Raw genomic sequence first — 25,620 nt, forward strand, 5'->3', positions numbered from 1 at the left:
CGACCGTATGACCGGCCCCGGATCGGCGGGCAGGGCCCAACGGCACGGTCGCCGGGAGCCGTTGGACACCACGCCCGGCCGCCTCCCGGCCCTGCCCGGCGCCGCGCGGGCGTGGTTAGCGTCCGAAGTGGACCCCGAACGGACACCCGAGGAGGGCGGCCATGAACGGCACGGACGCGGACACGGGCAAGGACGTGATCGTCGGCGTCGACGGCACACCGGCGAGCGACGCCGCGCTGCGCTGGGCCGCGGCGGAGGCCGCCCGCAGCCGGGCGCGGCTGCGGGTCGTGCTCGTCTACCACTGGCGCTGGCCCGGCGGGATCGGCGCCACCGACCGGATCGAGGGGTACACCCGGGAACAGGCCGAGGCGGCCGTCGACGCGGCGGTCCGCGCGGTCCGCGCCCACCGGCCCGGCCTCGACGTCTCCGGGTTCGCGGTCTTCGGCGACCCGGCCGACGTCCTGGCGGGCCTGGCGGCCGGCGCGGCGCTCACGGTGGTGGGCAGCCACGGGCGCACGGCGCTCGCCGACGCGACGCGCGGCGCCACCGGCACACGGGTGGCCATGCGGGCCCGCGGCCGCGTCGCGGTGGTCCGCGGCCGCACCGAGGCCGCCGACGGCCCGGTCGTCGTCGGCGTCGACGGCTCCCCCACCGACGACCGCCTTCTGGCCACCGCCTTCGAACACGCGGCGCGGCGCGGATGCGAGGTCGTCGCCCTGCGGGTCCAGGCCCCGCAGGCGGCGCCGTGGGGCGTCGGCATCCCGCCGCTGGCCACCAATCCCGTGCAGGCCCGGGCCAACCGGCTCGCCGAGCTCACCGACGACGTGCAGCGGTGGCACGAGAAGTACCCGACCGTGCCGGCCATGGCCCGCATGCCCGGCGGCGACCCGGCCAGCGCGCTGCTGGACGCCTCGGGCGAGGCGCAGTTGCTGGTGCTCGGCGGCCGCGCGCACGGCCCGGTCGCCGGGCTGCTGGCCGGCTCCGTCAGCCAGCGCCTGCTCTTCCACGCCGAGTGCCCGCTGCTCATCGTCCACGACGGGCGGCGTGGCTGAGGTCCCGCCGCCCGCGGGACCTCGGCCCCGCGGGATCGGGAGATTCGGCACCGGCGTGACGGCGACGCTGCGACGAGGCTGAAGACATCGACGAGACATCGACGAGAGAGGAACGGGAGACCACGATGAGCACCTCGCACACCCAGCACACCCCCGCCAGTCACCTCGAGCGCGTCGAGGCCCCGGGCAGCATGCTCACCAAGACCGCGGCCAAGGCCCTCGCCGTGCTGCGCTACGCGACCGGGTTCGTCTTCCTGTGGGCGTTCCTCGACAAGACCTTCGGCCTGGGCTACTCCACCCCCGAGGCCAGGGCCTGGATCAACGGCGGCAGCCCGACCAAGGGCTTCCTCTCCTCCGTCGACGCCGGTCCCCTGCAAGGCTTCTTCCACACCATCGCCGGCACCTGGTGGGCCAACTGGCTGTTCATGCTCGGCATGCTCGGCATCGGCCTGGCCTTGATCGCCGGCATCGGCCTGCGCATCGCGGCAGCCTCCGGCACCCTCATCATGGCCATGATGTGGCTGGCCGAGTTCCCTCTCGCGCAGCACACCGCCAAGGGCGCCCCCAGCGGCTCGACCAACCCGCTCACCGACTACCACTTCATCTACGCCGCGGTGCTCATCGTCCTGGCCGCCGCCTACGCCGGCCACACCTGGGGCCTCGGCCGCCGCTGGGCCAAGCTCCACATCGTCCAGCGCAACCGCTGGCTCATCTGACCACACTGCCAACCCCCCTCGCCCGGGAGGCCGCCGCCAGGCGCCTCCCGGGCTTCATGCACGGCGGGCGGCCCGGGCTGGCGGTGCTGGTCCTGGTGCGCCCGCCGGCCCGCACGCCGGCGCGGCCCGAGCCGGTCACCGCCGGGTCGGTTTGACCCGTCACCGCGGGGAAAGTCCGCTCGGGTGAGCGCGCCGAGGATGGCCGACACGACCGGCGACGAGATCCGGGAGAAGTCCCGGCTCCGCCGCAGCCTCCGGCGCTTCGACCTGTTCTTCTTCCTGCTCTGCACGATCGTCGGGCTCGACACGATCGGCGCGGTCGCGAAGAACGGCGCGGAGGGGTTCACCTGGCTGGTCTTTCTCGCGGTGGCGTTCTTCGTGCCGTACGGCCTGCTGATGGCCGAGCTCGGCGCGGCCTTCCCGGTCGAGGGCGGCCCGTACGTGTGGTGCCGGCTCTCCTTCGGCCGGTTCGTCGCCGCGATCGTCACGGTGCTGTACTGGTGCTCCAACCCGATCTGGCTGGGCGGGACGCTGACCATCCTCGCGGTCTCCGCGTTCGGCGAGTTCTTCACGCCGCTGCACGGCATCGCGAAGCTGCTGTTCGCGCTGGCGTTCATCTGGCTCGCGGTGGCCTCGGCGATCGTGTCGGTCCGGCTCGGCCGGTGGGTGCCGAGCCTGGGTGCCTTCGTCCGGGTGGCGGTCGTGGGGTTCTTCACGGTGTCGGTGCTGCTGTACGCGCTGCGCAACGGCGTCGGCGGCTTCGGCCCGTCGGCGTTCGCGCCGCAATACGCGGTGTTCATCGCCGTGGTACCCGTGCTGGTCTTCAACTACGTCGGGTTCGAGCTGCCCAGCGCCGCCAGCGAGGAGATGCTCGACCCGCGCCGGGACGTGCCGCGCGCCATCGCCTGGTCCGGTCTCGGCGCGGTGCTGCTCTACGGCACCCCGATCCTGGCCATCCTGCTGGTCCTGCCCCGGGAGCAGGTGACCGGCGTCGGCGGGTTCCTCGACGCGACCCGGCAGGTGTTCACCGTCTACGGCGGGTCGGTGGCCGGCGACGGCACCGCGACCCTGAGCGGCACCGGGAAGGTCCTCGGCGCCGTCATGGCGGCCGCGTTCATCTTCGCGCTGCTGTCCAGCGGCGCGACCTGGATCATCGGCGCCGACCGGGCGCTGGCGGCGGCCGGCCTGGACGGTGCCGCACCGCGAGGGCTCGGGCGCATCTCGCCCCGGACCGGCACCCCGATCGCGGCGAACCTGCTCAGCGGCGTCATGGCGACGATCGTGATGCTGCTGGCGTTCCGCCTGTCGGCCGGCAGCGCCGAGCGGTACTTCGCGATCGCGCTCGGCGTCGCCGTCTCCACCACGACGATCTCCTACCTCGGCATCTTCCCGGCGCTGGTCCGGCTGCGCCGCACGCACCCGGACGCGCCCCGGCCGTACCGCGTCCCGGGCGGCCCGGCCGGGGCCTGGCTCGCCAGCGGGCTGACCACGTTCTGGGCCGCCGTCGCCACCGTGTGGCTGCTCTGGCCGGGGCTGGGCACCGACTGGTTCGGCGCCGGCGGCGACCCCGACGCGGCGCTGCCGAAGGGGGTCGGGCGCGCCGCGTTCGAGCTCACCCAGATCGGCCCGGTCGTCGTCCTGCTCGCGACCGGCGTACTGTTCTATGCCCTGGGCGCGCCCACCCGCGGCCGGCGGGTCGCATCCGACCGGGCGCGCACGACCGGCGATGGCGGGTGATGAGCCGGGTGATGGGCCAGGTGACGAGCCAGGTTACGAGCATGGAGACGGACGCGCCCCCGGCGGGGCGGGCCCGGGGTCGCCTGAGGATCTTCGTCGGCGCCGCCCCCGGCGTGGGCAAGACCTACGCCATGCTCGTCGAGGGCCACCATCGCCGGGCGCAGGGCACCGACGTGGTCGTCGGCTTCGTCGAGACCCACGGCCGCCGGCCGATCGCCGAGATGGCGGAGGGGCTGGAGGTGGTCCCGCGCCGGAGCACCGTCTATCGCGGGATGCGCTGTGCCGAGATGGACCTGAACACGGTATTGGCCCGGCACCCGCAGGTCGCGCTGGTCGACGAGCTGGCGCACACCAACGTCCCCGGCTGCGGCAACGCCAAGCGGTGGCAGGACGTCGAGGAGCTGCTGGCGGCCGGCATCGACGTGATCACCACGCTGAACGTGCAGCATCTGGAGTCGCTCAACGACACCGTGGAGCAGATCACCGGCGTGGTACAGCGGGAGCGCCTGCCCGACGCGGTGGCGCGCCGGGCCGACCAGATCGAGCTGGTCGACCTGTCCGTCGAGGCGCTGCGCCGCCGGTTGGCGCACGGCGACGTGTACCCGTCCGACCGGATCGAGGCGGCGCTGACCCACTACTTCCGGCCGGGCAACCTCGCCGCGCTGCGCGAGCTGGCGCTGCTGTGGGTCGCGGACCGGGTCGAGGAGGGGCTGCAGCAGTACCGCACCGAGCACGGCATCGGCGCGCTGTGGGAGGCGCGCGAGCGGATCGTGATCGGGCTGGCCGGCGGCGTCGGCGGCGAGACGATCATCCGGCGCGCCGCCCGCATCGCGGCCAGGACGCCGGGCTGCGACCTCACCGCGGTGCACGTGACCGAGTGCAGCGGGCTGGTCGGGGCCGATCCGGCCCTGCTGGCCCGCCAGCGCACGCTGGTGGAGTCGCTGGGCGGGCGCTATCAGCAGGTCGTCGGCAACGACGTCGCCGACGCGCTGCTGGCCGCCGCGCAGGCGCAGAACGCCACCCAGATCGTGCTCGGGGTCAGCCGGCGGGGCCGGTGCGCCCGGCTGCTCGCCGGCGAGGACGTCGCGGCGAAGGTGATCCGGCTGTGCGGGCCGATCAACGTCCACATCGTCACGCACGAGGGCGCCGCCGGTCCGCCGCGCCTGGCGTGGCCGCGCATCGCCAGGGGGCTGGGCCCGCATCCGCGCTGGTACGCGCTCATCCTCTTGGCTGTGCTGCTCCCGGTGCTCGCCGTGGCGCTCGGGCCCGCCGGTCCGGCTGCGCCCCTCGTCACCGGGCTGGCGGCCGTGCTCGGCGCGCTCCTCGTCGTCGGCGCGGTGGCCGGCCTGGCCTTCGAGGCGGCGACGGACCGGGCCCGGCAGGCCGCCGCCGAGTCCACCCAGGCGAGCATCCTGAGCATCCTGGCCGCGGACGTGCTGCGCGGCCAGGGCAGCCCGGCCGCGCTGCTGGAGCAGCTGCGCGAGGCGTTCGGCCTGGACGCGGTCAGCATGCTGGAGCACCGCCACCGCAACGGCGAACCCGCGCCGGAGTGGCACGTCGCCGCGAGCGCCGGCCCGGACCCGCCGGAACGGCCCGACGACGCCGACGTCGCCGTGCCGGCCCGCGCCGGTGTCGTCGTCGCCGGGCGGGGCCGGCGCCTCAGCGTCGGCGAGCTGCGCATTCTCACCGCTTACGTCGCCCATGTCGCGGCCCTGCTGGCCGAGCGGACCGACACCCAGGACGCGGCCTCGGCGCTGGAGCAGGCGCTGGCGGCAGCCGTGCCCACGCTGCGCGCGGCACTGGGCGGCAGCGCCCAGGCCGAACTGCCCGAGCTGCCTGAGCTGGCCGAGCCGGCCCACCCGGCCCGGGCGGCCGAGCCGGGCGGCACCGGGCCCGGCGCGGCGCGGGCCTCGCTCGACGAGGCGGTCCGGCTGCTCACCGACCTCGACGACCTCCGCCGGCTCGAGGCCGGGACGCTGGACTCCCGGCTACGCCCGCTCGACCTGGCGGAACTGGCCGATGAGCTGGCCGACGCGGTGCGGTCCCAGGCCGGCGTACGGTGCGCGCCGGGGTGGACGCTGCCGGAACCGCCGCCCCTCGTCATCGCCGACCGCTGGATGCTGACCCGGGCGCTCGCGGGCCTGATCGCCGACGCGGTGCGGCACGGGCCGCCGGACCGGCCCGTGGCCGTCGCCGCCGCCGAGGCGAACGGCCAGGTCCAGATCCGGATCGTCGATCACCGCCGCGAGGACGAGGAACCCCCCGATGCCTCGTGTGCACCAGAGGCCCCGGACGGGGCCGCGGCGGCACCGGAGGCACCCGAGGCCGCGGACGGCGCGGGCCTCGCCGATGTCGCGGCCGACACCGCGTACCGCCTGGCGCAGGGGCTCACCGAGGCCACCGGCGGCACCCTGCGGCTCGAGCAGAGCCCCGGCGGGGGCCGCACCGCGGTCGTCACGTTGCCGGCGGCCTGCCGGCCGGCCGCCGCGGTGGCGGCCGGCCGGTCGTAACGCCCGGCCCGCCGCGCGCGCTACTCATCCGTCGCCGGTGGCACCGGGGCCGAGGCGAGCAGCCGCTCGACCATCGCGGTCAGCGCCTCGATGCGCCGCTCCGCGCGGCACATGCGCAACGCCATGTCGGTGGTGTCCGTGCTGGGCCTGTCCTCGTGGATCACGTCCGGTGCCGGCTGCCAGGCAGCCCGTGTCATCGTGGTCGACATCGCCGTCACACCTCCCCGTTCCCGCTCCGATGTTCCCTTCCCGCACCTCAAGCATCCCGGCGGGCGGGGCGGCCCGGTCAGGCCCTTCGTCCCGAACGCGCGGGACGTGCACCGGCCCGGCTCAGGGCTGGGCGAAGGTGTAGCCGGCGTCCAGCAGGCGCGGCAGGGCGATGGTGAGGGCGCTGAGGGTCTGGTCGCGGTCGCCGCCGCCGTCGTGCTCGAGGATGATCGCGCCGGGGCGGGTCCTGGTCAGGATCGTGTCGACGATGTGCTGGACGCCGGGGCGGCTCCAGTCGCGCGGGTCCACGCTCCAGTCGAGGGGGCGCATGCCCAGGGTGCCGCACTCGGAGAGCACGGCCGACGACCAGGCGCCGCCGGGGGCCCGGAACAGGGTGGGTTGATGCCCGCCGGACGCGGTGCTGATCGCGTCGGTGGCGCGGTGCAGCTCGGCCCGGATCTGGGCCGCCGACTGCTTCGTCAGGTCGAGCGGGTGCGTGTAGGTGTGGTTGGCGACGTGGTGCCCGGCGGCGACGACCTGCTTGACGAGGTCGGGGTGGGCGGCGGCGGCCCGGCCGATCATGCAGAACGTCGCCCGGATGTCGTGCTTGGCCAGCAGCGCCAGCATTCGCGGGGTGTACTGCGGGTCGGGCCCGTCGTCGACGGTCAGGGCGATCTGCGTGTCCTTGCAGGGCAGGTAGTACTGCGGCCCGCCCCGGCGGGGCGTCCCGGCGCCGGGGATCGCCGGGCAATGCCCGGGGGTGGGCGGCGCGACGGACGGGATGACCGACGGCGTGGGATCGGCGGACGCCTCGCCGGAGTGGGAGTCGCCGGGTAGCTCCCCGCCGGCGTGCCACTGCGTCGTGTCGTTGCCGCACGCGGCCAGCAGCGAAGCACCACCGAGCGCCAGCAACACCGACCGTCGCGTCACCGTCCTGCGGGCCGTGTCCACACGGCGACTCAAGCACACGCCCGTCCGTTGCGGCAACGCGCACCCGTCGCGTGATGGTGACCGGTACAGCCACGCTCAGCCGCCCGGCCGGGCGGCTGAGCGTGGGTTGAGCGGCCCGGTTACGACCGGGTGAGGATCTTGTTCATCGTGTCGATCTCGGCCTGCTGAGCGGTGATGATCCGCCGCGCGAGGGCCTTCGCGTCGGTGTTGGCGCCGTTGGCCAGCTCGTCCTCGGCCATCGTGACGGCGCCCCGGTGGTGGGCGATCATCATGGTGCAGAACTGCCGGTCGAAGTCCTTGCCGGTGGCGGCCTCGAGCCTGGCCATGTCGGCGTCGGACATCATGCCCGGCATGGCTGAGAACATGCCGGGGTGGTGCATGCCGCCGCTCATCATCGGGGCGGGCCGGCCCCACGCGGCGAGCCAGCCGGTCATGGTCTTGATCTCCGGCTCCTGCGCCGCCTCGATCTGCGCGGCGAGGGTCTTGACCTCGGGGTCGGCGGCGCGGGTGCCGGCCAGCGCGGCCATCTCCACGGCCTGCCGGTGGTGCGGGATCATCATCTGGGCGAACATGACGTCCGCGTCGTTGAACGCGGCCACGCCCGGCGAGGCGCCGCCGCCCGGGGTGGTGCCGCCGGAATGCATGCCGGACATCGGATCGTGCCCGCCGCCGCAGGCGGCCAGCAGCAGCGCGGTGCCGAGAGCGGCGCCGGCCAGGACGGCTCGGCGCACGAGGGTGCGTGTCATGACGGTTGGAGACCTTTCGGTTCGGAAGCTGCGCAGGACTCGGCAGCACGGCGCCGGCCGATGCGGCCGGGCCGTGCGGGGCGTCCTATGTGCGCAGGACCGACACCGCGGCGAGGGTGAGACCGACCGGTCTGGGTGGTGGTGCCCGCGGCCCGGAGCGCCCCGTGACGCGGGCGCGGGCGGCCGCCGCGATGGTGCCGCGGCGGGCGTGCAGGATCGCGGCGGCGAACAGGAGAACGGCGAAGGCGACCAGGACGGCCAGGCAGACCTCCCAGCCGCTCATCCCGCCGCAGCCGTCGGCGGCACACGCGCCGGCGGCGGTCAGCACGGCGACGAGCGGCGCCAAGGCAGCGTGCTCCGCGGCGGGCCCGCCGGTTGACCCGGCGGTGGGCCCGGCGGTGGGCCCGGCGGTGGGCCCGGCGGCCGTGGCGGGGTGCTCGTGGCCGCCGGCCGGCCGCGGGGCGTGGTGGCCGAGGCTGTGCATCGCGGTCAGGCCCAGCAGGGTGGCCAGCAGCAGCGCGAGCCGGGCGGACCGCCCCAGCCTGCCGTTCACCGCGTACGCCACGCCTTTACGGTACCGGCGGGCGCCGCCCGGGTCCGCCGCGCGGTCGGGCGACCTCACTCTGCAGCTGGGCAAGGGGCGCCGCGGCAGGCATGGGCATGCGTTCGCCGGGTAGTCCCCGGGGGCCGTGCGGACGGACGAGCTTCGGGGGGAGCAGGATCGGATGAGCAGGCCGGCGATCCACCTACCTACGACGATCCACCTACCTGCCGGGATCACACCGAACCTCTTCGGGATCTCGTACGGGCTGGCCGGCCTGGCCGGCTGCTGGACCTACGCCGCGCTGCTGAGGCTGGTCCCGGGGGCCGTGGCCGACGTCCTGTACGTCATCACGGCCGTCGTGTGGCTGTGGCTCCTCGTCGGCTACGTGTCCGACGTGCCGCGGCGGCCGGGGGGCTGGGCGGCCGAGCTGAGCGATCCGGTCCAGGCGCCGTTCGTCTCGCTGGCCCCGATCGTCGGCATGCTGTTGTCGATCGGGCTGATGCCGCACGCCCCCGCCGCGGGCCGGTGGCTGTTCGGGATCTTCGCCGCGGCCTCGATCGTGCTGGCGGGCTGGCTGACCGGCCAGTGGATCATGGGCGGCCTGGACCTGGACCGGCTGCACCCCGGGTACGTGCTGCCCGCCGTCGCCGGGGGCCTGATCGCCGCCATCGGCGCGGCGCTGGCCGGCTGGCCGGGGCTGGCCCGCACGTTCTTCGGACTCGGCCTGGTGTCGTGGCTGCTCATCGGGTCGATCATCCTGGCCCGGCTGTACTTCCGCCCGCCGCTGCCGACGCAGCTGCAGCCGACGCTGGCGATCGACGTCGCCCCGCCCGCGCTCGCCGGGCTCGCCTATCTGGCCATCACCCGGGGCCGGGTCGACGCCACCGCCTTCGCGCTCGCCGGCTACACGCTGCTCACGGCCCTCGTCCAGGTGCGCCTCGTCGGGGTGTACCGGCGCCTGCGCTTCACGCCCGGGTTCTGGGCGTTCGCGTTCCCCTACGCCGCCGTCGCCACCTTCGTGCTGCACTGGCTCGCCTACGCACGCCCGCCGGGGTACCAGATCTGGGTCTGGGTGGTGCTGCTGGCGATCACCGCGTTCATCGCCGCCCTCGCGGCCGAGACGACCGCGGCGCTCGCCCGGCACCGTTTCCTGCCGCAGCCGCGCTGATGCCGCCGGCGGGCCGTGCGGGGCGTCAGGGTGGGCCGCCGCCCATCCTGCGCAGCATCGCCGGGCCGCCGGTGCGCAGGAAGCGGATGAGCAGTACCGCGGCCACGGCGAGGAACACGAGGTTGAGCCAGGTGGTGTAGTTCCAGGCGATGTGCGCCTCCAGCACGTCGGCGTCGCGCTCGGCGGGGACCAGGCGCAGCGGGCCGAACACGAGCTCGACGGTGTATCCGGCCAGGACCATGGCGGCGTAGAAGGTGAGCGCGATGAAGCCCGCCATCCGCCAGCCGTAGTACTTCCGGTAGATGTTGAGGATCGGCAGGATGATCAGGTCGGCGAAGAGGAACGCGATCACGCCGCCGAAGCTGATGCCGCCGTTCCACAGCACCGCGGCCAGGGGCACGTTGCCGATCGAGCACACGAAGCTGACCACCGCGACGATCGGGCCGATGAGGGGTCCCCACAGCGCCGACCAGGCCGGGTGGCCGGTGAAGAAGAACGCCTGCCAGAACGACGCCGGTACCCATGCGGCGAGGGCGCCGGTGATGAGCAGCCCGGCGGCGATGTCGCGCCAGATCGCCGCCCACTCCATGACGAAGATGTGCGACACCGCCGTGAACCCGCGCGCGGAGGTCAGCCGCCGGCGGAACGAGCCGCCGCCGGTGACGGACATGTCCATCGCGGCGTGGCCCTCCATCGACCCGGCCACCCCCTTGTTCGCCTGGTCGAGGGCGTCGGCGACCAGGCGCTCGCGCAGGAAGACGCGGAACAGCACGGCGATGAGCACGATCATGATCGGGCCGCCGACGAACTCGGCGAGGGTGAACTGCCAGCCCATCAGCAGCGCGAGGATGATGCCCAGCTCCACGACGAGGTTGGTGGAGGCGATCTCGAACGTCATCGCCGCGGTGAAGCTCGCCCCCTTGCGCAGCAGCGACCGGGCCAGGGCGACCGATGCGTAGGAGCACGACGACGACGCGATCCCCAGACCGGTCGCGCGGGCCAGCGCCGACGGGCCGTCGCCGCCGAGCGCACGCACCACGCTCTCCCGGCGCACCACCGCCTGGACCACCGCGGACAGGGCGAAGCCGAGGATCAGCGCCCACAGGATCTCCCACGTCATGGAGCCCGCGATGGCCAGCGCCTGCCACAGCCGATGCACGACCGTGCACCTATCCACGCGACGCCGCCTGACACCATGGGAGGGCCGGCTCGTCGAGCCGGCCCTCCGGTGCACTACGCGATGCTCACGCGGAGTAGCCGCGAGCCGCGATCCAGTTGGCCATGTTGCTGGTCGCCATCCAGTACGTCCGCGGGCCGAACATGCCGGACGGGTCGGCGACCTGGACGGCGCGGCCGTTGTCGCGGTAGCCGACGATCGAGATGAAGTGGCCGCCCGAGAACTCGTGATAGACGCCGACCGCGTCCGTCGCCCCGCCGACGATGTTCGCCACGATCGCGCGGTCACCGCTGATGGCCCGCACGACGTCGTCCTGCACGCGCGCGGCCTCCTCGGGCGTCGCTTTCTGGCCCGGGATCCATCGGGTCTGGTACACGTCCTTGCCCAGCGCGTTGTTAAGCACCCGCGTGGTCTCGGCGGCCGAGTTGGTGCCGCTGGTCGTGGTGCCGAGCTGCCTCGCGATCTCGTCCTGGGACAGGGTGACGCCGTCCGAGGTCAGCGCGATGCGGGTGGAGGCGGGCCCGCAGTAGTAGTAGTTCGGCTGGAACTGGAAGTCGTACTGCAGGACCTTCTCCGCCGGCGCCTCGGGGGCCGCGCTCACCGGTGCCGGGCTCGCCGGCGCGGCGTCCAGTACGGGCCGGTTGTTCCCGTCCGCGGCCCCCATGGCGACGACCGCGGTGTCATGGGCCCCGGCCGGTGCCTCGGTCTGGTTGAACAGCACTCCGGTGGTGACGGCCGCCACGATCGCGGCGGCCGAGCCCAGCATCGCCGGATACAGGCGATGGGAGGTGGCGCGGTTGAGCAAAGGACGAATCGATCGGTGACGCATGTGATACTCCAAAGCAGGGTGTTCCTTCGAATGGCGACGCTGGAGCCACGGCGTTCGCCGCACGGACCGGCACGAGGGCACGCGAAGGCGGCCCGCACGGCGATGCCGTACCGGGCGTGCCGGCGCGCGACGGGAACGCGCAAGGGTTGTGGCTCTTCGAGAGGCGGCATCGCGGCAGCGTCAGACGCCCGCTTCGCGCGGCGGTACGGCCGCGGGTCGCGGCGGTGTCGCCGCGAGCGGTGCGAGGAGGGGTCCGGAGACGGGGTCTGACCTCAGCCGTCGAGCAGTGCCTGGCAGCCGGGCCGGAACGGCCTCGTGCTGCCCGATGTCCTACCGGGCGGTGGTGTCCCGCCGGGGGGCCGTGCGGGTGCCGCGGCCAGGGGGCGCGCCATACCAGAGGTCGTACACCGTTGAAGTCTCCTTCCGATGCCGCCTACCGGGTTAGCTGACGGATTCGGGCTGGAAGTGCCCTACCGCAGGCGGTGACGCCCGCGGATTCACCCCGGGACTACGTGGGTCCCCGGCTCGTTCGCACGACTCGGCGGGTCCGCCCCGGCGCCATCTCGACATGGCAGAGGACCGGCTCGGACCGCCTGACCCTACTGGCCGGTACCGGGGTTGCCAAGCGTTCAACCGGATCCTGCAAACGGACACCGCCGGCGTACCTGCCAGCCGGTATAGCGGCATGCGGGTAGCCGGGCCGCCCGGACGGCCGGTGGCAGCGATGTCCGGCTTGTGCGCATTCAGAAACACTGGTCTGCATCAACCCCGGCCCGAGAAGGTTTCTCGTCACCGTGAGTTCCCGGTCTTCGACCACGCGCCTGGACGCCACCCACTCCAACTCCCCCTGGGCACCGCTGCGCTCCCGCTCCTTCCGCGCACTGTGGCTCGCCATGTCCGCCGCCAACGCCGGCATGGCGATGCAGGTCGTGGGCGCCCAGTGGCTCGCCGCCGGCGGCGCCGGCGCGCAGGGGCGGCACACGGCCGCCGACATCCTCGTCACGCTGGTACAGGCGGCGGGCATGCTGCCCATCCTGGTGCTCGGCCTGCCGGCCGGCGTGCTGGCCGACCTGGTGGACCGCAGGCGCCTGCTCATCCGGGTCCAGCTCGGCACCGCCCTCGTCGGCCTGCTGCTCGCGGCGCTGGCCATGGATGGGCGGATGCAGCCGACGGCGCTGCTCGCGCTGCAGTGCGCCCTCGGCGTGGGTGCGGCCTTCACGATGCCCGCGTTCGGGTCGCTGACCCCGGAGCTGGTCGAGCGCCGGCACCTGCCGCACGCCTCGGCGCTCGGGGCAATCAGCACCAACGTCACCCGGGCCGCCGGCCCCGCCACCGCCGGCATCCTCATCGCACGGGCCGGCGCGTCGGCCGTGTTCGCGCTGCACGCCGTGACCGTCATCGCGTTCGTCGCGGTGCTGGTCGCCTGGCGTCCCGAGCGCCCGTCCGCGCCGCGCTGCACGGAGCCCTTCGGCGCGGCGCTCGGTGCCGGATGGCGATACGTTCGCAGCACACCCGTCGTACGCCGGATCCTCGGGCACGCGCTGCTGTTCCTGCTGCCCGGCTCGGCGCTGCTGGCGCTGCTGCCGCTACTGGCGGCCAACCGGCTCGGCCTCGGCGTCAGCGGATGCGGCATGCTGCTCGGCGCGCTCGGCGCCGGCGCCGTGGCCGGCGCGATCGTCCAGCCGCGGCTGCGCGCGCTGCCCGCCCGGGACCGCATGGCGGCCGCAGCCGGCGTGTTCCTGGTGGCGCTGGTGATCGTGGCGGTCAGCCGCAACCCGGTCACCGTCGCCGCCGTGCTCATCGCCGCCGGCGCGGCCTGGGTGGTCGCCCTGGCCTGCACCAACTCGGCGATCGAGAGCTACCTGCCCGAACACGTCCGGGCGCGCGGGCTGGCGTTCTACCAGGTCGTGCTCTTCGGTGGGCAGGGCATCGGCGCGGTGGGCTGGGGTTGCTGCGCGCACCGCCTCGGCCTGCAGTGGGCGCTGCTGCTGGCCGCGGCCGGCCTCGGCGTCGCGGCGCTGGCCGGGCGCGGATGGCCGCTGCACGAGCACGGCCAGAGCCCCGGACGGCCGAGCCCCGAACACGCGAGCCCTGCACAGCCGAGCCCCGAGGCGGAGGCGCCGCGCCGGCCGCTCGCGCTGCCGTCCTGGAACGATGTCACACACCACCCGGCGGCCCGGCCGGCCCGGCTGGCCACCACGCCGCGGCACGACGGGCGCCCCCCGGCCCGTCCCGCGGGACGGCGGACCCGTCCGGGCACCAGCGCCGCCGTACCGGCCGCGATGCGCACCGCACCGGTGCTGGTCACCATGCTCAGGCCGGGCCCGTCCACCGCCGGATAGGCCGGCGCGCCACGGCGCCGGCCGCCGCATCCGGATCGAGCGTCAGAGGAGCTTGTCCAGCGTCAGCGGGAGGCCCCGGATGCGGCGGCCGGTGGCGTGGAAGACCGCGTTGGCGATCGCCGGGGCCACGCCGACCAGGCCGATCTCGCCGACGCCCTTGACGCCGACGGGGTTGAACCGGTCCGGCTCGCCGACGAAGGACACGTCGAGGTCGGGCACGTCGGCGTTGACCGCGATCAGGTAGTCGCCGAAGGTGGCGTTGACGACCCGGCCGGTCGCGGGGTCGGTGACGGTCTCCTCCAGCAGCGCCATGCCGATGCCGCCGACGGCGCCGCCGATGATCTGGCTGTGGGCCGTCTTCCGGTTGAGGATGCGGCCGGCGTCGACCACCGACACCAGCCGGGCCACGCGGATGCGGCCGAGGTCGGCGTCGACGTGGACCTCGGCGAAGCGGGCGGCGAACGGGCCGGCCGGTGCCATGCCGAGCTCCTCCGGCTTGGCGGGCACGGCGGACCCGTCGGCGGTCAGCTCCGGCAGGTCGTGGCGTTCGAGGATCTCGCGGTACGACTCGCCGCTGGAAGGGTCGTCGCGGCGCTGCAGCCGCCCGTCGACGGCGACCACGTCGGCGGCGGTGAGGCCGCGCAGCGGCGAGGCGATGTCGTCGGCGACGAGGTCGAGGAACGCCTGGATGAGGTTGCGGCCGGCGGCGTGGATCGCGCTGCCGAGCGACGCGGTCATGCCGGAGCCGCCCTGCATCGGCGCGGCCGGCAGGTCGGTGTCGCCGAGGCCCATGCGGACCTGGTCGACCCGCAGGCCGAGGCGCTCGGCGCCCAGCTGGGTCATCACCGTGTACGTCCCGGTGCCGATGTCGGTGGCGGCGCTGCTCACGTACGCGCGGCCCTCCCGGTCGATCGTGGCGCGGGCGTCGCACGGCTGCTGGAACCAGAAGAAGCTGACGCCGGCCATGCCGTAGCCCACGAGCGTGTCGCCGCGGCGGGTCGAGCGGGGCGCCGGGTCGCGGTTCCACCAGCCGAACCGCTCCGCGCCGAGCTCGTAGCACTCGCGCAGGGCCTTGCTCGACCACGGCAGCCGCAGCTGCGGGTGCTCACCGGTGTAGTTGCGCAGCCGCAGCTCCAGCGGGTCGATACCGAGGGCGTAGGCGAGCTCGTCGAGGGCGCACTCCAGGGCGAAGTGGCCCTGCGCGTCGCCGGGGCCGCGCATCGACGTCGGCACCGGGATGTTGAGCCGGCACAGCCGGTCGCGGGTGGTGACGTTCGGGCAGTCGTAGCCGACCGCGGAGACGGTGGTCACGGGCTCGGCGATGTTGTCGTCGTCGACGGCGGCCGTCTGCACCGACTCGTGCTCGATGGCGGTGAGGGTGCCGTCGCGGCGGGCGCCGATCCGGATCCGCTGCACGGTCGCCGGCCGGTGGCCGATGCCGGTGAACATCTGCGGGCGGGTCAGCACAAGCTTGACCGGGCGGCCGACGACGCGGGCGGCCATCGCGGCGAGGATGACGTGCGGCCAGACCCGCAGGCCGGCGCCGAACGCGCCGCCCACGAACGGGGCGAGGACCCGAACGCCGGTCTCCGGCACGCCGAACGCGGCGGCGAGGGCCGCGCGGGTGGCGTCGGGCCACTGCGTCGAGTCGTGGACGGTGAGCCGCTCGCCGTCCCACGCGGCGACGGTCGTGAACAGGCCCATCGGGTTGTTCGTCTCGTCGGGCGTGGTGTATTCGGCGTCGACGACCGCGTCGGCGGCGGCGAGGCCGGCGGCGGAGTCACCGCGGGTGTGGTCGCTGCCGTAGGGGTCCTCGACGGTCACGGCGCGCGGGTCGTCGAGGGCCAGCACGGCATCGGCGGGCGCGTAGTCCACGTCGACCAGGCGGGCCGCCTCGCTCGCCTGCTCGAACGTGTCGGCGACGACCATCGCGACGTACTGTCCATGGTGGACGATCTCCCGCCGCTGCAGCGGCGGGGGCGGCTGGCGCCAGAGGCCGGTGTCCGGCCCGCGCTCGATGCGCGGCGCGGTGTCGGTCGTGACGACGGCGATGACGCCGGGCACCGCCTCGGCCCCCGAAGTGTCGAACCCGGTGATGTGCCCGGCCGCGATCGTGCTGCGGACCAGGGCGGCGTGAACGAGCCCGGGATAGGTGACGTCGCCGGGGTAGGGCGCGGTCCCGGACGCCTTCTGCGCGCCGTCGACCCGATCGACGCCGGCGCCGAGCGTGGCGCGTTCGATGGTGGTCACGACGCCGCCCCCGCGGTGGGTCCGGTGGTGGTGCGCAGCGCCCGGACGAGGACGCGCTTGGCCAGCTCGACCTTGAACTCGGTGCCGGGCACGGTGAACGGCCGCTGGACCGCGGCGTCGGCGGCGGCGCGGAAGGTGACGTCGCCGACCGGCGCGTCGCGCAGGAGCTCCTCGGCGGCCCAGGCCCGCCACGGCACGGTGCCGACGCCGCCGAGCGCAATGCGGGCCGAGACGATGACCCCGTCCTCGACGACGGTCGCGACCGCGGCCGAGGCGAGCGCAAACTCGTAGGAGGCGCGGTCGCGAACCTTCAGGTAGGTGGTGCGGGCCCGCGGCGGCAGCAGCGGTATCTCGACCTCGGTGATCAGCTCGCCGTGGCGCAGGACGTGCTCGCGGTGCGGCGTGTCGCCCGCCAGGCGGTACAGCTCGGTCAGCGGGACGGTGCGCGCGCCCCGGTCGGAGCGCAGGTGCACGATCGATCCGAGGGCGGTCAGCGGTACCGCGAGATCCGACGCGTGCAGCGCGATGCAGGACGGCGACGCGCCGAGGATCGCGTGCATGCGGGCGACGCCCTCCACGGCGGCGCAGCCGCTGCCCGGCAGGCGCTTGTTGCAGTGGTCGACGGCGAGATCGCGGAAGTACCGGCACCGGGTGCGCTGCAGCAGGTTCCCCCCGATCGTCGCCATGTTGCGCAGCTGCGGCGAGGCGCCCAGCAGCAGCGCGTCGCGGACCAGCGGCAGCAGGCGGCCGACGCTCTCGTCGGCGGCCATCTGCGCCATGGTGGTGGTCGCCCCGACCCGCAGCGCGGTGTGGTCGACGGCGATGCCGGACAGCGGCAGGCGGCTGATGTCGATGAGCCGCCGGGGCGCGACGACGCCGTCCTTGAGCATGAGGTCGACCTGGGTCGTGCCGCCGGCGACGAAGGCGGCGCCGGGGTCGGCGCTGACCGCGGCGATCGCGGCCTCCGGGTCGGGCGCGAGCGTGTAGGTGAACGTCATCGCCCGGCCACCTCCCGGATCGCGGCGACGATGTTCGGGTAGGCGCCGCAGCGGCACAGGTTGCCGCTCATGAACTCCCGGATCTCGTCGTCGGTGCCGGCCCGGCCCTCGTCGAGCAGGGCCACCGCGGACAGCACCTGCCCGGGCGTGCAGTAGCCGCACTGGAGTGCGTCGTGCCGCAGGAACGCCTCCTGGATCGGGTGGCCGCCGCCGAGCCCCTCGACGGTGAGCACCTCCCGGCCGTCGGCCTGCGCGGCGAGGGTGAGGCAGGACAGCACCCGCCGCCCGTCGAGCAGGACCGTGCACGCCCCGCAGGCGCCCTGGTCGCAGCCCTTCTTCGTGCCGGTCAGCCCGAGCCGGTCACGCAGCGCGTCGAGCAGCGTCACCCCGGCGTCGAGCCGCAGCTGCTCGGCCCGGCCGTTGACGCTCGCGTTCATGGTGATCTCGTTCATAGCGGGCGTGGGCCTACCCGGGGCCACGACGCGTAAACCGTCACCCCGCGGCCCCGGCGGGCCGGGCGCCGTCCGATCGGCGCGGCGCCGTTCGTCGTAGAGATGGGCCCGTCCGGGTCCACCCCTACCACGAGAGGCCGCCCATGACCGTCCACGACCAGCACGCGGTCGACCGGCCCGCCGTCCGGGCCGTGCCGAGCCGATGGCCCGTCACCGCCGTGTTCTTCATCAACGGGCTCACGCTGTCGACGTACATCGTCCGGGCGCCCTCGCTGAAGAGCGCGTACCACCTCACGGACGGCCGGTTCGGGTTCACCGGCATGCTGTTCGCGGTCGCCGCGCTGGCCTGCATGCAGCTGGCCGGGCCGATGGTGGCCCGGCTCGGCAGCCGGGCCGTGCTGCGCGTGACGCTGGTCGTCATGCCGCTGCTGCTGGCCGGCACCGCCGTGGCGCCGGGCCGGTGGGGATTCGCCGTCGCCGCCGCTGCGCTGGGCGCCGTCCACGGCACCACCGACGTGGCCATGAACGCCGGCGCGGTCAGCGTCGAGCGGCTGATCGGGCGCCCCATCCTCAACGGCTGCCACGCCGCCTGGAGCGTCAGCGCGGTCGTCGCCTCGGTCGTCACCGCCGCCCTGGCCGCCGCGGGCGTCGCGCTGTCGGCCCACCTCGCCGTCGCCGCCGCGGTACTGCTCGCCGCCGGGCTGCTGGTCACCCCCCGGCTGCCGGCGGCGGACGGGGACCGCGACGACGCCACGGCCCACCTCGCACACCAGGAGAGCCCCGCCGGTCCCGGATGGCGGCACGGCTGGAGCCGCGCGCTGCTCGTGCTGGGCCTGACCGGCACGGCCCTGATGGTCTGCGAGGGCGCCGCCCTCGGCTGGGGCGGCATCTTCCTGCACGACGGCCGGGGCGCCTCCCTGAGCGTCGCCGCCACCGCGGTCACCGCCTACACCGCCGGCCAGACCGGCGGCCGGCTGGTCGGCGACCGCCTCTCCGGGCGGCTGGGGCCGGGCCTGCTGTTCCGCATCGGCGCGTCGGTCGCGGCCGGCGGCTTCGCGGTGGCGGTGCTGGCGCCGCCGCCGATGGTCGCCGTGGGCGGCTTCGCCCTCGCCGGCGTGGGCGCGTCGGTGCTGCTGCCGCTCACCTTCAGCGCGGTCGGTCGCCTGCCCGGCGCCGCGACCGCCACCCTGGTCTCCCGCCTCACCACCTTCACGTACGCGGGGCTGCTGTTCGGCCCGGCCCTGATCGGCTGGGCCGCGGAGCTCTTCGGCCTCACGGCCACGCTGTTCGCGGCGGTCCCGGTCTTGGCCGTCCTCGCCGTGCTGCCCCGGCCGGGCGCCCCCGCGGATCCGGTACCGCACGGCTGACGCCTTGGACAACGCGCCCCACGCGCGCCGGTGTGAGCGCGGCGGCAGTTGCGCTGCGGTGCCACCATCGGGCCATGGCCCGCAAGCGGCATCGACGTGACCATCCGGAGCAGCCGGTGCGCCCGGCGCCGCCTCCGCCGTGGGCATACTTCCTGCTCGCTGCGCTCCCCCCGGCTGCCGGCCTGGCCGGCATCCGCGCGCTGTGGCTGAGCAACGACGTCGACGACGGCTGGTGGTGGATGGTGGGCGGCCTGCTGGTCGGCCTGGCCGCCGGTGGACTCGCGATGTGGTCAGCGGAGAACCGCCAGACCCTGGTGACCTGGTCCGTTCCGGTCCTCGGCGCCGCATCGGCCGCGTTCGGTGTGCCGGGCAGGCACGGCCAGCTACTGTCGGACAGCGAGGCGCTCCCGGTCGCGGCAGCCGTGGCGGGCGGATCGCTCGCCTTTTTCGTGGGGGCGCTGCTGTGGCTCACCGGCCGCCTCGACCGCGGCGGCCACCGGGTGACCGTCTGGCTGCTCTGCTCCAGCACCGCGGATCCCGACGGGTACCGGGCGATCTGCGACTGCTCGTGGAAGAGCGAGCGATTCGCGGACGTCGCCGGCGAGGACGCCGAGGAGCGGGCCTTCGCGGCGGCCCGCGGGCACAGCCCGAAGGTCTCCCGCTTCGTGCAGGTGCGACCCTGAACGAATCTCGTGAGACCAGTTCGCCCAGCTCAGCGCAGGGGCGGAATCCCATGCCACCGGATGGGGCGCCTCACCCTCGATGCGATGGCCGTCACCGTCCGTCGTGATCGCCCACGACCGCCAGCGCGTCGATCTCCACCCGGAACGCCGGGTGGACCAGCCCGACCACCCGCACCAGCGAGCTCGCCGGCGGGGCGGTCGCGTTGACGTACCGGTCCCGAACCGCCCGGAACGCCGGCAGATCGGCCAGATCGGTCAGGAACACCGTCAGCTTCACCACGTCGGCGAACGTGGCGCCCGCCGCCGCCAGTGCGGTGCCCAGGTTTCGGAACACCTGCTCGGCCTGCGCCTCCGGGTCGCCCGGCCCGACCACGTTGCCGTCGGCGTCGAGCGGTACCTGCCCCGAGACCGCGACGCAGCGGCCGGCGAAGGCGACCACATGGCTGTAACCGTTGGGCGCAGGCAGCCCAGCAGGCCGTGGATAGTGCTCGATCACACGGTCCAACATAGCTGGGCCTCACGGCGTAGCAACCGAAGCGGCCGACCTGAATCCTCTAGCATCGAGGCATGGCATTGCTCTACCGAGCCGATCTGAGCCCGAGCAAGCTCGAGCTGCTCGCCGCGTGGCTGCCGAAGCAGTCCTGGTACCGCGGGCCGGCCGCGCCCGAACCGGAGCGCGTAACGGCGTTCCGGTTCGACGACCCCGACGGCGAGGTCGGCATCGAGACGATCGTCGTGCGGGTCGGCGACGGGCCGCTGCTGCAGACACCGTTGACGTACCGGGCCGCGCCGCTCCCCGGTGCCGAGGCGTGGCTGCTCGGCACCACCGAGCACTCTGTCCTCGGCACCCGCTGGGTGTACGACGCGTGCGGCGACCCCGTCTACGCCGCGGCGCTGACCGCCGCCGTCCTGACCGGCGGCGGCCAGGCGGAGGAGATGATCGACATGGGCGACGGCCGGCTCGAGCGCCGCGAGCCGCACGCCGTCGCCAAGGGCAGCGGAACGGCGGCGTCCCTTCCCGCCACGAAGATGAAGATCCTGAGCGTCGACGGCGGCGATCCCGCGGTCATCGTCACCGACGCGGTGGAGCTGACCGCGCTGCGCACCTTGGGCGGGACCGCACCCGGCGACCTCACGCTCACGGCCACCTGGAAGGACCAACCCGACCCGGTGCTGCTCGCCACGGCCCGCACCCGCTGAAGGCCTGACTCGACAGCGACGTTCCGGGGCATGCGGACGGTGTCGTAGCCGGGGTCGACGCGCCGCGGGGCTGTCCGAGCGGCTGTGGCCTGCCAAGATCCGCGAGACAGAACCTAGGTGCGACGCGTCCGCTGAAGCTCGGCCGCCGTAATCAGGTCGTCGAGGCTGTCACGGGTCACGGCCAAGTCCTGGATCTGCGCATCGATGCGGCCACGCTCGGCGACGAGGCGGTCGAGGATGGCGTCGACGTCGGCGTCTGAGGCGGCACAGGGCGGCAAGCCCAAGATCGCCTTGCTGCTCAGGCCCGCGGCGAACAACCGCTGAATCCACCGGACGCGCTCTACGGCGTCCGGCCCATAGGAGCGATGCCCGCCGGCGCTACGGGCCGGCGCCAACAGCCCCTGCTCCTCGTAGTATCGCAGCGCGCGCGTGCTGACTCCGGCTGCTGCCGCCAGATCCCCGATACGCACCGCACTCTCCCCTGTGACCCATGTCGCCTTGAATCTCACGCCGACGTGAAGTTTTAGCGTAGCGACACCGACATTAGGGAGCTCACATGGACGTCAAGGGTTCGGTCGCGCTGGTCACCGGCGCCAACCGGGGCATCGGCCGGCATTTCGTGCACCAGCTGGTCGAGCGCGGCGCGGCGACCGTGTACGCCACCGCCCGCAAGCCCGAGAACATCAACATCCCCGGCGTCAAAGTGCTGCCGCTGGACATCACCGACCCGGAATCAGTCGTAGCGGCAGCGACGGCCGCTCCCGACGTCACCCTGCTCATCAACAACGCCGGGACCACCCTGCGGCAGAACGTCATCGACGGCGACCTGGACAAGATTCGACAGGAACTCGACACCCACCTCTGGGGCACGCTACGAATGATCCGGGCGTTCGGACCCGTCCTTGGGCGCAACGGTGGCGGTGCCATCCTCAATGTCCTATCGGTCCTGTCGTGGTTCTCCAGCGGCGCCGCGAACTCCTACTCGATCGCCAAAGCCGCCGAGTGGGCGCTGACCAACAGTGCCCGGATAGAGCTCGCCGGCCAGGGCACCCTCGTCACCGGCCTGCACATGGCCGCGGTCGACACCGACGCGATGGCGGGCCACGACGTCGACAAGCTCGACCCCGCCGACGTCGCCCGGGCCGCACTCGACGGCATCGAAGCCAGGGCGCTGGAAGTGCTTCTCGACGAGCCCACCCGATACCTCAAAGCGGGCCTCTCCGGTGACGTGCGCGCCCTGTACCCGTCCGCGGCCTGATACGAACGGGCCAGGGCCAGAGGGCTTTCGGCTGGATGAAGACGCCCGCATCACACCCGCCGGGCTGCTCGGCGGGCAGGCGACGGCACTCCTCACTCACGGCCGCAGCGTCGCCGGTTCCGCCCGAACGACCGCTTCAAGACCACCCGTGCAACGCCGGGAGGAACCAAGGGCCCAGGCTCGAAGGCCGCCGGGCCAGCTATGGCGTTCAAGCTCATCGAGGCTGCCCAGGTCCGGTGGCGCGCAGTCAACGCACCCCACCTCGTCGCACTCGTGCGCGCAGCAACGCATCGGCGCGAACATCGGCGACGATCACACGACACATGGTTTCACGGCCGCGTAACGGCAGGTGCGCGAAGCCTGGCTGCTCAACCTAGATCCAGCCGTGTTCGGCGGCGATCCGGGCGGCCTCGTGGCGGTTGGCGGCGTGCAGCTTGGCGATCGCGGCGGCGAGATAGTTGCGTACGGTGCCCGGGGAGAGGGAGACGCGCCGGGCGATCTCGTTGACGGGTGCGCCATCTCGGGCCAGGGCGAGCACGTCGGCCTCGCGGGGTGTGAGGGGCGAGTCGCCGGCGCCGATTGCCTCGGCGGCGAGTTCGGGGTCGACGTGGCGTCCGCCCTCGGCGACCTTGCGCACCACCTGTGCGAGTGTGCGTGACGACACGGTCTTCGGCAGAAACCCGCGAACGCCGGCGGCGAGCGCAGACTTCAGGTAGCCGGGGCGACCGTGCGAGGTGACGATGATGGCCCGGCAGTCGGGCAGCTCGACCGTGAGTCGGCGGGCGACCTCGATGCCGTCCGGCGCGGGCATCTGCAGGTCGAGCAGGGCCACGTCCGGGTTCAGGCGCAGTGCGGCGGCGAGCGCCTCGGCGCCGGACGCGGCGTGGCCGACGACCTCGAGGTCGTCCTCGAGGTCGAGGAGCCCCGCGATCGCGTCGCGGATGAGATGCTCATCGTCGGCGACGAGGATGCGGATCATGGACTCTCTCCCTCTTTGAGCGGGACGACGGCGTCGACCAGGAACCAGTCTCCGTCACGCCGCGTCTCCGTCCGCCCGCCGAGCGCGCGGATACGCTCGGACATCGCGCGTAGTCCGGTTCCGGCGTTCGGGTCGGCGGAACTTGGCGGCGCGGTTGCGGTGCCGTCGTTCGCGATGGTGAGCTGGGCCTCGCCGTCCTCGACGGCGGTGGCGATCGTGACCCGGGTGGCCGTGGAATGGCGCAGCACGTTCGTGACACCCTCGCGCACGACCCAGGCCAGCGCGTTGGCGGCTTCGGCAGGAACCGGGTCACCGGTGACCATGCACTGGATGCCTGCGGAACCGAGCAGCGACTGAGCACCATCGAGTTCCGCCTGCCAGGTGGTCTGCAGCTCCCCGCGGACTACCCGGCGTACCTCGGCTCCGGCCTCCCCCGCGAGCCGGCGGACCTCGGCCATCTCGTCAGCAGCGCGCTCGACGCGCCCGCGGCGCACGAGTTCCGAGGCGAGCTCACTCTTCACCGCGATGGTGGCGAGAGTACGGCCGAAGACGTCGTGCAGATCGCGGGAGATGCGCAGCCGCTCGTTGGCGAGGGCGAGCGCGGCACGGTCCACATGCGCGCTCTGCAACTCGATCAGTACCCGCAGTGTCCACACGCTCGACCAGCCTGCCCACAGCCCCACGCTGACGATCAGCACGCTCACGATGAGCAGTGGGAGGCTGACGAGCACGGCGAACGGAATCGCCAGCGCGATGACGGCGGCATTCAGCGCCAGCGTGCGGCGTGCGTCGAGCACTGGCACGAGGCTCGCGGCCGCCGATCCGACCGCTGCGGCGACCGTGACGCCCGTCGCGGGCACCGGGATGGTGAGAAGCGCTGCGACCGTCGCCACGAGTACCGCCGCCCACGCGACGACGCCGGCCGCGGGCAGGCGGCGCTCCTGCCCGACAACCATGTCGACGCTCCGCCGGCTCACGAGGACGTTGCCGACGACGAGCAGGGCGGCGAGCACCGTCGCCACGATGATCGTGACGAGGTGCTCGCCGACGGGAAGCCCCGACCCGAACAGGCCGCTGAGCAGCGTGACAATCGGGGTTGTGACGACGGCGTACGTGGACCAGCGCACGAAGGTCTCGAACCGTCGTGCGCTGACCACGGGCCAGTCGCTCATGCCATTCATTGTGCCTTCGGCGCATACACCGCCAAAACGGACGGCTCGAGCCCGGGGGTGCGCGCGGGGCCGGTGCGACGGGTGCGGAACCAGATCATCGTGGTGATGATCGCCATCAGCACGCACGGCATCAGGAAGATGATCGAACCGACGCCCGACGAGCGGTCACCGCCGGAGACGGGGTCGCTGTGCATCACGAGCATCAGCAGGAACGCGAGCGTGTTGTTCACGGCGTGTATCACGATCGAAGTCTCAAGTCCCCCGGTGCGCCAGGTGATAAGCGACCAGGTGATGCCAAGCGTGACGTAGTAGATGTTCAGCCATATGTCGGTGGATCCGTGAATGATGGCGAACAGGATCGTCGAGACAGTGATGCCGATCATGAGCGCGGTGCGCGGTCCCCGGCCCCAGCTCGCAGCAACGCGGAACGCAAGCCCGCGGAAGCCGTACTCCTCACCCGCGGCTTGTAGCGGCTGGAGGACGAGCGTGATCACGAACAGCCAGAACAGGTCGGACGCGGCCCAGTCCGTCACCTTGTACGGCGATAGCGCCGTGAACACCGTCATGTAGACGGCCCAGACCGGCAGCAGGATGATCACGGCGCGACCAATACGGGCACGACGCAGCTTCGAGAGCACCGAATGCAACGAGGCTCCCTTCACGCCGTAGAGCCAGCGCTGGATGCACATACTCCAGGGGATGAGCAGCGCGATCGACACGAGGTTGCCGAGCTGCATGATCGGCGTGTACTCGGTGCCGCCGGCGATGATGTTGTGGCGGCCGAACACATGGAGGTCGATCTGCCCGCCGGCATATCCGATGATGCCGCCGAAGCCGAACAAGCCGAACAGCACCAGTACGAGCGCGAGCACGCCGCGCCCGATGTGGCGCTTGTCGCCGGCGAGAACGCGGTGGTACTCGACGCCCGGCGGGACAGGTCGGGGGCCACGGCGTCGTTTTCCGGCTTCGACGGTTATGGAGCCCGCGTCCGGCGCGGAGGGCGTGATGAGGAAATCGTTCTGAGTCACGCCCCCATCCTTTCCGGGTGTATTCACGCACGGCAGTCGCACGGGTAATGACTTCTTGATGCGATTCGCGCAGCGCGGTAATGACATATGTCATGGAGCACCACTGAAGGCTTTTTGGGACGTGGATCACGTCCAGGTGGAAGTACGGCGTGGCTCGGATCTCCGTCCGCGTAGCAGAACTCGGCCAGGTGACTGGTATTTAACGCCGTTAACCTCGCGCCTTCGTTCAGCACGACGTCCGAGGCGTCGCCGGG

General features: G+C 73.4%; 24 protein-coding genes and 1 riboswitch. Of the genes, 10 read left to right on the plus strand and 14 right to left on the minus strand.

What is annotated here, in order from left to right; genetic code table 11:
* Positions 1–161 precede the first annotated feature (161 nt).
* The 4 genes from ACGFI8_RS27770 to ACGFI8_RS27785 all read left to right on the plus strand — a co-directional run bounded on the left by ACGFI8_RS27770 (position 162) and on the right by ACGFI8_RS27785 (position 6,015).
* Positions 162–1,052, plus strand: coding sequence for a universal stress protein (locus tag ACGFI8_RS27770; protein ID WP_392809275.1), 891 nt, complete (start codon positions 162–164; stop codon positions 1,050–1,052).
* Between the two features lie 125 nt (positions 1,053–1,177).
* Positions 1,178–1,768, plus strand: a complete 591-nt coding sequence (locus ACGFI8_RS27775; protein WP_392809277.1) for a hypothetical protein — start codon at positions 1,178–1,180, stop codon at positions 1,766–1,768.
* A 183-nt stretch (positions 1,769–1,951) separates the two neighbouring features.
* A complete protein-coding gene (locus ACGFI8_RS27780; RefSeq protein ID WP_392809279.1) occupies positions 1,952–3,505 on the plus strand; it encodes an APC family permease in 1,554 nt (517 codons plus the stop codon).
* Between the two features lie 41 nt (positions 3,506–3,546).
* Positions 3,547–6,015, plus strand: a complete 2,469-nt coding sequence (locus ACGFI8_RS27785; protein ID WP_392809280.1) for a universal stress protein — start codon at positions 3,547–3,549, stop codon at positions 6,013–6,015.
* 20 nt (positions 6,016–6,035) lie between these two features.
* On the opposite strand, the gene ACGFI8_RS27790 is transcribed toward ACGFI8_RS27785, so the two are convergent.
* The 4 genes from ACGFI8_RS27790 to ACGFI8_RS27805 all read right to left on the minus strand — a co-directional run bounded on the left by ACGFI8_RS27790 (position 6,036) and on the right by ACGFI8_RS27805 (position 8,484).
* A complete protein-coding gene (locus ACGFI8_RS27790) occupies positions 6,036–6,224 on the minus strand; it encodes a hypothetical protein (protein WP_392809282.1) in 189 nt (62 codons plus the stop codon).
* 121 nt (positions 6,225–6,345) lie between these two features.
* Positions 6,346–7,152, minus strand: coding sequence for a polysaccharide deacetylase family protein (locus ACGFI8_RS27795; RefSeq protein WP_392809284.1), 807 nt, complete (start codon positions 7,150–7,152; stop codon positions 6,346–6,348).
* Between the two features lie 140 nt (positions 7,153–7,292).
* Positions 7,293–7,919, minus strand: a complete 627-nt coding sequence (locus tag ACGFI8_RS27800) for a DUF305 domain-containing protein (protein ID WP_392809286.1) — start codon at positions 7,917–7,919, stop codon at positions 7,293–7,295.
* Between the two features lie 85 nt (positions 7,920–8,004).
* On the minus strand, positions 8,005–8,484 hold the full coding sequence (locus tag ACGFI8_RS27805; protein ID WP_392809287.1) for a hypothetical protein: 480 nt from the start codon (positions 8,482–8,484) through the stop codon (positions 8,005–8,007).
* Positions 8,485–8,644: 160 nt separating this feature from the next.
* Here ACGFI8_RS27805 and ACGFI8_RS27810 point away from each other — a divergent pair, with 160 nt between their 5' ends.
* Positions 8,645–9,631, plus strand: a complete 987-nt coding sequence (locus ACGFI8_RS27810) for a hypothetical protein (protein WP_392809289.1) — start codon at positions 8,645–8,647, stop codon at positions 9,629–9,631.
* 25 nt (positions 9,632–9,656) lie between these two features.
* Here the strand turns inward: ACGFI8_RS27810 and ACGFI8_RS27815 are convergent, their stop codons facing one another.
* Together ACGFI8_RS27815 and ACGFI8_RS27820 are read right to left on the minus strand one after the other, a co-directional pair.
* The gene (locus ACGFI8_RS27815; protein ID WP_392809291.1) at positions 9,657–10,790 is read right to left on the minus strand and encodes a permease; all 1,134 of its coding nucleotides are present in this window, start codon (positions 10,788–10,790) and stop codon (positions 9,657–9,659) included.
* 85 nt (positions 10,791–10,875) lie between these two features.
* Complete coding sequence (locus tag ACGFI8_RS27820; protein WP_392809293.1) at positions 10,876–11,637, minus strand: C39 family peptidase; 762 nt, start codon at positions 11,635–11,637, stop codon at positions 10,876–10,878.
* Positions 11,638–12,052: 415 nt separating this feature from the next.
* Positions 12,053–12,191: riboswitch (cyclic di-AMP (ydaO/yuaA leader) on the minus strand.
* A 240-nt stretch (positions 12,192–12,431) separates the two neighbouring features.
* Here ACGFI8_RS27820 and ACGFI8_RS27825 point away from each other — a divergent pair.
* Positions 12,432–13,979 carry an MFS transporter gene (locus ACGFI8_RS27825; RefSeq protein ID WP_392809294.1) on the plus strand — a complete coding sequence of 516 codons (1,548 nt, stop codon included), beginning with the start codon at positions 12,432–12,434 and terminating at the stop codon, positions 13,977–13,979.
* Positions 13,980–14,021: 42 nt separating this feature from the next.
* Here ACGFI8_RS27825 and ACGFI8_RS27830 read toward each other — a convergent pair whose 3' ends face one another.
* From ACGFI8_RS27830 to ACGFI8_RS27840, 3 genes are read right to left on the minus strand one after another with little or no spacing between them, the layout of a single operon-like run.
* Positions 14,022–16,229 carry a xanthine dehydrogenase family protein molybdopterin-binding subunit gene (locus ACGFI8_RS27830; protein WP_392809295.1) on the minus strand — a complete coding sequence of 736 codons (2,208 nt, stop codon included), beginning with the start codon at positions 16,227–16,229 and terminating at the stop codon, positions 14,022–14,024.
* Positions 16,226–17,227, minus strand: a complete 1,002-nt coding sequence (locus tag ACGFI8_RS27835) for an FAD binding domain-containing protein (RefSeq protein WP_392809297.1) — start codon at positions 17,225–17,227, stop codon at positions 16,226–16,228. The genes ACGFI8_RS27830 and ACGFI8_RS27835 overlap by 4 nt, the downstream gene beginning before the upstream one ends.
* Positions 17,224–17,664, minus strand: coding sequence for a (2Fe-2S)-binding protein (locus tag ACGFI8_RS27840; protein ID WP_392809299.1), 441 nt, complete (start codon positions 17,662–17,664; stop codon positions 17,224–17,226). The genes ACGFI8_RS27835 and ACGFI8_RS27840 overlap by 4 nt, the downstream gene beginning before the upstream one ends.
* A gap of 158 nt (positions 17,665–17,822) precedes the next feature.
* Here ACGFI8_RS27840 and ACGFI8_RS27845 point away from each other — a divergent pair, with 158 nt between their 5' ends.
* Complete coding sequence (locus ACGFI8_RS27845) at positions 17,823–19,046, plus strand: MFS transporter (protein ID WP_392809300.1); 1,224 nt, start codon at positions 17,823–17,825, stop codon at positions 19,044–19,046.
* Positions 19,047–19,120: 74 nt separating this feature from the next.
* A complete protein-coding gene (locus ACGFI8_RS27850; protein ID WP_392809301.1) occupies positions 19,121–19,729 on the plus strand; it encodes a hypothetical protein in 609 nt (202 codons plus the stop codon).
* A gap of 91 nt (positions 19,730–19,820) precedes the next feature.
* On the opposite strand, the gene ACGFI8_RS27855 is transcribed toward ACGFI8_RS27850, so the two are convergent.
* Positions 19,821–20,225, minus strand: a complete 405-nt coding sequence (locus tag ACGFI8_RS27855; protein WP_392809303.1) for a RidA family protein — start codon at positions 20,223–20,225, stop codon at positions 19,821–19,823.
* A gap of 71 nt (positions 20,226–20,296) precedes the next feature.
* On the opposite strand from ACGFI8_RS27855, the gene ACGFI8_RS27860 reads away from it, so the two are divergent.
* On the plus strand, positions 20,297–20,929 hold the full coding sequence (locus tag ACGFI8_RS27860; RefSeq protein WP_392809305.1) for a hypothetical protein: 633 nt from the start codon (positions 20,297–20,299) through the stop codon (positions 20,927–20,929).
* A 113-nt stretch (positions 20,930–21,042) separates the two neighbouring features.
* On the opposite strand, the gene ACGFI8_RS27865 is transcribed toward ACGFI8_RS27860, so the two are convergent.
* Positions 21,043–21,399 carry a MerR family transcriptional regulator gene (locus ACGFI8_RS27865; protein ID WP_392809307.1) on the minus strand — a complete coding sequence of 119 codons (357 nt, stop codon included), beginning with the start codon at positions 21,397–21,399 and terminating at the stop codon, positions 21,043–21,045.
* A gap of 86 nt (positions 21,400–21,485) precedes the next feature.
* On the opposite strand from ACGFI8_RS27865, the gene ACGFI8_RS27870 reads away from it, so the two are divergent.
* Positions 21,486–22,187 (plus strand): SDR family oxidoreductase, encoded by a 702-nt coding sequence (locus ACGFI8_RS27870; RefSeq protein ID WP_392809309.1) that lies wholly within the window; start codon positions 21,486–21,488, stop codon positions 22,185–22,187.
* A gap of 373 nt (positions 22,188–22,560) precedes the next feature.
* Here the strand turns inward: ACGFI8_RS27870 and ACGFI8_RS27875 are convergent, their stop codons facing one another.
* From ACGFI8_RS27875 to ACGFI8_RS27885, 3 genes are read right to left on the minus strand one after another with little or no spacing between them, the layout of a single operon-like run.
* Entirely contained in the window at positions 22,561–23,166 is a 606-nt protein-coding gene (locus ACGFI8_RS27875; protein WP_392809311.1) for a DNA-binding response regulator, read from the minus strand.
* Complete coding sequence (locus ACGFI8_RS27880) at positions 23,163–24,338, minus strand: sensor histidine kinase (RefSeq protein ID WP_392809313.1); 1,176 nt, start codon at positions 24,336–24,338, stop codon at positions 23,163–23,165. The genes ACGFI8_RS27875 and ACGFI8_RS27880 overlap by 4 nt, the downstream gene beginning before the upstream one ends.
* A gap of 5 nt (positions 24,339–24,343) precedes the next feature.
* Positions 24,344–25,366 (minus strand): CPBP family intramembrane glutamic endopeptidase, encoded by a 1,023-nt coding sequence (locus tag ACGFI8_RS27885; RefSeq protein WP_392809315.1) that lies wholly within the window; start codon positions 25,364–25,366, stop codon positions 24,344–24,346.
* Between the last annotated feature and the right edge of the window lie 254 nt (positions 25,367–25,620).

It is taken from the genome of Dactylosporangium sp. NPDC048998 (genome assembly GCF_043197855.1).
Taxonomy (GTDB): domain Bacteria; phylum Actinomycetota; class Actinomycetes; order Mycobacteriales; family Micromonosporaceae; genus Dactylosporangium.

Coding starts and splice junctions, on each gene's coding strand:
- ACGFI8_RS27880 (WP_392809313.1), bottom strand. CDS start 24,338: ATGAGCGACTGGCCCGTGGTCAGCGCACGACGGTTCGAGACCTTCGTG.
- ACGFI8_RS27875 (WP_392809311.1), bottom strand. CDS start 23,166: ATGATCCGCATCCTCGTCGCCGACGATGAGCATCTCATCCGCGACGCG.
- ACGFI8_RS27810 (WP_392809289.1), top strand. CDS start 8,645: ATGAGCAGGCCGGCGATCCACCTACCTACGACGATCCACCTACCTGCC.
- ACGFI8_RS27785 (WP_392809280.1), top strand. CDS start 3,547: ATGGAGACGGACGCGCCCCCGGCGGGGCGGGCCCGGGGTCGCCTGAGG.
- ACGFI8_RS27800 (WP_392809286.1), bottom strand. CDS start 7,919: ATGACACGCACCCTCGTGCGCCGAGCCGTCCTGGCCGGCGCCGCTCTC.
- ACGFI8_RS27790 (WP_392809282.1), bottom strand. CDS start 6,224: ATGTCGACCACGATGACACGGGCTGCCTGGCAGCCGGCACCGGACGTG.
- ACGFI8_RS27845 (WP_392809300.1), top strand. CDS start 17,823: ATGACCGTCCACGACCAGCACGCGGTCGACCGGCCCGCCGTCCGGGCC.
- ACGFI8_RS27820 (WP_392809293.1), bottom strand. CDS start 11,637: ATGCGTCACCGATCGATTCGTCCTTTGCTCAACCGCGCCACCTCCCAT.
- ACGFI8_RS27860 (WP_392809305.1), top strand. CDS start 20,297: ATGGCATTGCTCTACCGAGCCGATCTGAGCCCGAGCAAGCTCGAGCTG.
- ACGFI8_RS27870 (WP_392809309.1), top strand. CDS start 21,486: ATGGACGTCAAGGGTTCGGTCGCGCTGGTCACCGGCGCCAACCGGGGC.
- ACGFI8_RS27850 (WP_392809301.1), top strand. CDS start 19,121: ATGGCCCGCAAGCGGCATCGACGTGACCATCCGGAGCAGCCGGTGCGC.
- ACGFI8_RS27770 (WP_392809275.1), top strand. CDS start 162: ATGAACGGCACGGACGCGGACACGGGCAAGGACGTGATCGTCGGCGTC.
- ACGFI8_RS27775 (WP_392809277.1), top strand. CDS start 1,178: ATGAGCACCTCGCACACCCAGCACACCCCCGCCAGTCACCTCGAGCGC.
- ACGFI8_RS27835 (WP_392809297.1), bottom strand. CDS start 17,227: ATGACGTTCACCTACACGCTCGCGCCCGACCCGGAGGCCGCGATCGCC.
- ACGFI8_RS27840 (WP_392809299.1), bottom strand. CDS start 17,664: ATGAACGCGAGCGTCAACGGCCGGGCCGAGCAGCTGCGGCTCGACGCC.